Here is a 5,730-nt window from a genome sequence, read left to right on the forward strand (position 1 = left end):
TGAAACCTGCTACCGATTCAACCACCGTGACGAGGACTTGAAACCCTTACTGCGCAAGCTTCTGCAGGCAACCCCTACCCTCGAAATTCAACCCATTTTGGTCCGGTTTGGGTAGGAATTACCAAAGTTTTTGCCTCCGATGTGAGGGCTTTGCGCGCCTCAAGTGGCCTACGGGAATAGCAATCAATCCCAACCACAACATCATCAGGGGGAAATCACAGATGGGCTGCTATCCGCTGTCCGCTTCAACGCTACTTGCCGGCCAACCCGGCACCTTGCGTCTTCGCCGGCATCTGCTGGCTATTGGTCAGGCTGTCGCGCTGTTGGTGGCGGCATCGCCGCATGTGGGGGCGCAGGCCGCTGCAGGCTCCACGACGGCAACGGCGCGGCAGTCGTATGCCATTCCTGCAGGCGCGCTGCAGCCGGCGCTCACGCGCTTTGGTGTGCAGGCTGGCGTGCTGGTCTCATATGACGCAGCGGATCTGGCGGGCCGCCGTACCGCTGGCCTGCACGGCCAGTACGGTGCTGCCGATGGTCTGGATGCGCTTCTGCAAGGCACCGGCCTACGCGCACAACCGGTGCCGGGTGGATTCGCGATTCAGCCTGCACCCGCACCCACGCCAGTCGAGACCACGGGCACGTCGTCCGCCACGGTGACGCTGCCGACCGCCACCGTCTCTGCCGCACGCGGGGCGACTTACCCGGGTGGCCAGATCGCACGTGATGCGCAGCTCGGCTTGCTGGGCAACACCAACGCCATCGACTCCCCCTACAGCAGCACCACGTACACCGCACGCACGATCCAGGACCAACAAGCGCAGACCATTGCCGACGTGCTGGCCAATGACCCGACCGTGCGCTACACCACGTCTACCGGGCACATCTACGAGAACTACACTGTGCGCGGGTTCGACATTACGTCGAGTGATCTTGCGTTCAACGGCATGTACGGCTTGGCCCCCTTCGGCCATGCCCCCACCGAGTTCATCGACCGTGTGGAACTGCTGCGCGGCCCCACCGCGTTGCTGACCGGCATGTCGCCCAGCGGCGCTGTGGGTGGTGCCATCAACCTGATCCCCAAGCGCGCAACGGCCAAGCCCGTCATGCAGTTTTCCACCCACTACCAGTCCGACGGCTACGTGGCCGGCGCGGTAGACATGGGTCGGCGCTTTGGCGACGACAAGGCCGTGGGCATACGTTTCAACGGCGCCTATGGCGATGGGCGCACCGGCCTGGACGGGCAGGGCAGGCGGCGCGAGCTGGGCGCCATCGCTCTGGACTACGCCGGTGAGCATGTGCGCGCCTCGGTCGATGCCTACGCCAGCGACGAAGAGATCCGCAACGGCAGCGCCTGGATGGCCTCGTTCACGCGCAATGTGGTGAGTCCGCCTGCGCCGGGCACTAACATCCTGCGCGGCGTGCACGGTCGTATCGAGAACCAGGCCATCGTCGCCCATGGCGAAGTCGACTTCGCGCCCGACTGGACGGCCTATGCCGGGCTCGGCACGCTCAGCCATCGTTACTCCGGCTTCATCAACGGCACGCGCGCCAACGGCATCCAGCCCAACGGCAACTACACGGGCGTGACGTATCACCAGCGCGGGTTTGCCGACACGCTCTCTGCCGAGGCCGGTGTGCGCGGCACCGTGCGCACCGGCCCCGTCGAACATCGGCTGGTGGTCGGCTACACCCAGTTGGACCTGCGCACGGGCACGGTCAACAACGCCAGCAGCTCGTTCATCTCCAACATCTACGCGCCGGTGCAGGCCATCATCGCGCCCGAGCCCGGCGAGCCGCCCAAGACCTCTGACACCACGCTCACCAGCCTGGCGGTGGCCGATACGATGGCGTTTGCGCAGGAGGCTGTCTTGCTGACGCTGGGGGCGCGCCACCAGCGCGTGCAGGCCACGAGCTTCAGCGCCGCTACCGGTGCGCAGACTGCCGACTACGATCAAAGCGCCATCACGCCCTCGGTGGGCTTGGTGGTCAAACCGTGGGGGCCGAGCCTCTCGCTGTACGGCAACTACATCGAGGGTCTGAGCCAGGGCGACACCGTGACCGACGTCACCGCGCGCAACTACCAGCAGGTGTTTGCGCCGTACAAGACCAAGCAGATGGAGGCCGGCATCAAATGGGAGAACGGCCGCCTCACGCAAACGCTCAGCGTGTTCCAGATCCGCCGGCCGAGCCTGGTCAAAGACAACGCCACCAACCTCTACACCCCCGATGGTGAACGCCGCAACCGCGGCATCGAATGGACCATCGCCGGCGAAGTCACACCGGGCGTGCGCCTGCTGGGCGGCGTTGCCTATACGCGCTCGGTACTCACGCATACCGCCAACGGCCTCTACGACGGCAACACCGCATTCGGCTCCCCTACCTGGTCGGGCAACCTAGGTGCGGAGTGGGATGTGCCCTGGGTACCGGGCCTGACGCTTGCCGGCCGCGCCACCTACACCGGCGCGCAATACGTCAACTCGTCCAATACGCAGCGCATCGATAGCTGGACACGCTACGACGCCGGCGTGCGCTACCTCACCCGCATCATGGGCAAGCGCGTCGGCTTTTTCGCGAATGTGGAAAACCTGCTCAACAAGAGCTACTGGGCAGGCTCGTTCAACGACGGCTACGTCACGCAGAACGCGCCCCGCACCTTCAAGCTCACCACCACGATCGATTTCTGATGCGCCATGCTCTCTTTCTGCTCTCCTGGGCGCTGGCTGCCAACGTGGCTGTTGCCGCTTCACCGGCTGTGCCGGTTGCCGACGTGGCTGTCGGCCAGTCAGTCAACGCGACCTGGCAACCCGGCACGTTGTTGCCTTACCGCGTGACGCTGCATGCGGGTGACCTCGTGCAGGGCACGCTCGATGGCCCCGCTGCGGCGCTCGACTTGCTCGATGCCCGCAGCGTGCACGTGCGTCGCCTGCTGAGTCCGCTGTCGCTGTCGCGCAGCTTCCTGTTCGTCGCACCTGCTGATGGCGTGTACACGCTGCGCATCGACCCGAACGGCGCCGCTGTGGCCGGTGCGGCAGGTGGTGTGCCGATGCCCGGCGCACGCTACGCGCTGCGCATTGAACGCATTGTCGCCCAGGCCCAGCAGCACCCCGCGCCGGAACTGCCGCAAAGCCCGCGCATTCGCGCACTGGCAGAGGCTGTGCGCCACGGCACCGGCACCGATTCTTTCTGGCACGACGTCGCCCAATCCGGCACGCCACTGGTTGAACCCGCGACCGCCGCGCAAGACGGCACACCCATGGTGCTGCTGACCTTCCTGTGGCGGGGGCCGGTGCGCAACGTTACGCTGCTCGGCAGCCCAAGCGGCAACCACGACGCCCTGCAGCGCCTGGGCGACACCGACGTCTGGTACCAGACCTACGCCGTACCGGCCAGCACGCGCCTGAGCTATCAACTCGCGCCCAACGTACCCGACTCGGATGCCCCCGCCGCGCAGCGCCGGCGCCTGCTGCTGGCCACGCTGCAGCGCGATCCGCTCAACCCCCGGCGCTTTCCGGATACTGAGGGCGATGCGTATCAGCAGAAATCCATGCTGGAGTTGCCCGGCGCACCGCCACAGCCGTGGCTCGCAAGGCGCGTTGACGTACCGGCCGGCACCGTAACGGCGCACCGCCTCAACAGCAAGCGGCTGGGCGAAGCGCGCGATGTCTACGGCTACCGCCCGGCCGGCGTCGCCCCGCAGGCGCTGCTGGTGCTGTTCGACGCGCATGCCTACCTGTCGACCGTGCCTACGCCAACGGTGCTCGACAACCTCATCGCAGAAGGGCGCATTCCGCCCACTGCCGCGCTGATCCTGTCCAACCCGAGCGCAGCGGCGCGCGCCACGCAACTGCCGCCCAACCCCGCCTTTGCTGACTTCCTGGCCGACGAGCTGATGCCGTGGGCTGCTGCACAGGGGCTTTCGGCACCGGCGGCGCGCACCGTGGTGGCCGGGTCGAGCTACGGCGGGTTGGCAGCTGCGTATGCCGGGCTGCGGCACCCCGAGCGCTTTGGCCTGGTGCTGAGCCAGTCCGGCTCATTCTGGTGGGCGCCGGACTCCGCACCAGACCACCCGCCGCAAACGCCCGGCTGGATGATGCGCGCCTACGCCGCCAGCCCGCGCCTGCCGCTGCGCTTCTATCTGGAGGCCGGGCAGTTTGAGGATGGGCGCGGCGCGATCAACATCTTCACCACCACGCGCCACATGCGTGATGTGCTGCGAGCCAAGGGGTATCCGGTGCGGCATGCTGAGTTCGCCAGTGGGCACGATTACCTGCAATGGCGAGGGACGTTGGCGTGTGGGTTGATTGCGTTGTTGGGGGAGCCCAGCGTGTTGGACGAGAAGGCGATGCGGGCTTGTCCGGGGGAGGGGGCTGGGCGGGTTGGGCGGGTTGGTGAGGCGGGGTAGCTGTGCGCTGCGCGGCGACTTGCGCTGATCGGTGTGGTGCTCGACCGCTCCACGCCGGAATCCTTCGCCGCCTTTGAGAAGGCCGCGCAGAACATCTCCGGCTGCATGGAGTGCCACCTGGTGACGGGGGAGTTTGATTACTTCCTGCTGATCCGCACGCGGGATTCAGAGAGCTTTACGCGGTTGCATGCGGAGCAACTGTTGTATCTGCCGGGGGTGCGGCAGGTAAGGTCGTTTATGGGGTTGAAGGAGGTGGTGAGTCGGACGGAGGTGGTGGTGTAGGAGGCGCCACGAGAGCAACTAGATTCCTCTGGACCAGCCGATGCCAAACCTCTACCTTTCGAAGGACACGATGGAGGGGGATATGGCGACATACAGGGATATCGCGCTTTGGGTAAAAGCTCGCTACCAAATCACAGTGCAGACCTGCTGGATCGCCCATGTGAAGGAGTTGAATGGTCTGCCGCTAAGGTCGCGCCGTACGCGGGAGCGGGTCAAGCAGTGTCCGCCGAAATGGCGCCCTGCAATTGAAGAAGCAATGCGCGCCGTAGGGTGGTTGAGCTAGCTAGCTTGCGAGTTGAGCCTGCCGCCTTTCTTCTACTGCTGCTTTTCGTCATCTTCTCGCGCTACCACTGCCAGTTTCTCTACGAACACCTCGTATCGCATTGGCATGCATCTAGTTTGAGCGGTGCTGTCCTCGAATCGCTTGATGCATCGCTTGTCGGCAGAGACAAACCAATCGGCGTGCCAACTGGCGGCATCTGCAATTAGTGCGTCCTCCGTCTTCTGAGAGTCGCCCAAGTGGGCGTCGTACATGACCCCAGATCCAAGCGAATCGCCCGCGCACATAACGCCGGCTCGAGCGACGGTATGACCGACAAAAGTCACGGGGAAGAGATTTGGGATTCCGGACGGTCTTTGCCTTAGCTCTTCAGCGACCTTTCGAGGCACGAGCACGGAGCAGCGACCGTCGCCAACTAGCCTCTGCAAGCAATTGAGCGTGTCGTTGTCACGCTCAAGTAGGTCAAAGATATTCGTGTCGAGAACGATGTTGAGCATACTTGGTGGCAGAGTTGTGTCGGCCTCGCTCGATTACACGATCTTGCCTCGGTCAAGCGCGCTGTCTGTGGCTCATCGTGGAGCAGGTGCTAGGGTTCTTACTTCTTGTCCAACTGGAATAGAGTACTCAGCTTCGTACCGAGTGGGCTGCTGCCGGTTTCATGGACACCTTGTTAAGGTGGAAAATGAAACTGGAGGTGGTTTATGGGAACGAGGCGGCAATTTAGCCGGGAGTTCAAGCTTGAGGCCGTGAGGCTGGTCAAAGAGCG

General features: G+C 64.5%; 2 protein-coding genes and 1 pseudogene. All 3 read left to right on the plus strand.

Going from position 1 to position 5,730, the window contains the following annotated elements; all coding sequences use genetic code 11:
* Positions 1-221: 221 nt before the first annotated feature.
* Positions 222-2,684 (plus strand): TonB-dependent receptor, encoded by a 2,463-nt coding sequence (locus JHD73_RS26080; protein WP_199033060.1) that lies wholly within the window; start codon positions 222-224, stop codon positions 2,682-2,684.
* Entirely contained in the window at positions 2,684-4,402 is a 1,719-nt protein-coding gene (gene fes, locus JHD73_RS26085; protein ID WP_199033061.1) for an enterochelin esterase, read from the plus strand. Before JHD73_RS26080 ends, fes begins: the two co-directional genes overlap by 1 nt.
* A gap of 24 nt (positions 4,403-4,426) precedes the next feature.
* Positions 4,427-4,684: pseudogene (locus JHD73_RS26090) on the plus strand (Lrp/AsnC ligand binding domain-containing protein); the annotation flags it as partial.
* Positions 4,685-5,730: the final 1,046 nt, after the last annotated feature.

The sequence above is a fragment of the Ralstonia sp. ASV6 genome (genome assembly GCF_016429285.1).
In the GTDB taxonomy this organism is placed as follows: domain Bacteria; phylum Pseudomonadota; class Gammaproteobacteria; order Burkholderiales; family Burkholderiaceae; genus Ralstonia; species Ralstonia flaminis.

Bases quoted from the DNA above. Each gene is read 5' to 3' on its own strand.
- JHD73_RS26080 (WP_199033060.1), top strand. From the start codon at position 222: ATGGGCTGCTATCCGCTGTCCGCTTCAACGCTACTTGCCGGCCAACCC.
- fes (WP_199033061.1), top strand. From the start codon at position 2,684: ATGCGCCATGCTCTCTTTCTGCTCTCCTGGGCGCTGGCTGCCAACGTG.